Here is a 682-nt window from a genome sequence, read left to right as displayed (position 1 = left end):
GAAGAGAACCGCGATGGCCACGGTGACAACCGCTCAGAAAACTACGGCGTAGAAGGCGAGACGGAAAACATCATGATCATCGCCACGCGTGAGAAGCAAAAACGCAACCTGATTGCGAGCTTGCTCTTTGCGTTTGGTATTCCGCACATTTTGACCGCCGATGTATTGTCACACTCGCAAGGTGGCAACAATAACGCCTACTGCCAAGACAATAAAACCAGTTGGATCAACTGGAGCGAGACGGAGCGCAAAGCGCACTTCAAAACTTGGATGGCGCAAATGGTCGCAAACCGTCACCAATACATGGTGCCTTTCATCCGTGCTTTCAGCGGCGAAAATCGCAACAACAACCGCATTTTCTGGCGTCGAACCGATGGCCGATTAATGGAACATGACGACTGGAACCGATTAAGCTCCGTAGCGCTTCACTTAGGCATAGGTAAAGACGGACAAGAGTTGGTTTACCTCATCAACCAAACGAACGCCACTGCGCGATTTAAGCTGCCAAACGAGCGTAATCAAGAATGGGTAACGATTTGTGATACCAATGTGCGCAACCTCAATCCTGGGCACGCAGAAGGCGAAGTCTTGCTGTCACCGACCTCGAGGGTGATTTTGCATTACCAGCCAAAGCCAAACTCGCCACAAGGGGAGCAATTGCAAAGCTAGCCAATACAACATC

At 50.4% G+C, this 682-nt stretch carries 1 pseudogene; it reads left to right on the top strand.

From position 1 onward, the window contains the following. A pseudogene (locus R8O11_RS28050) lies at positions 1–669 on the top strand (glycogen debranching enzyme); the annotation flags it as partial. Between the last annotated feature and the right edge of the window lie 13 nt (positions 670–682).

The organism is Vibrio sp. 1288 (assembly GCF_033344475.1).
This window is presented reverse-complemented; position numbering and strand designations above follow the sequence as displayed.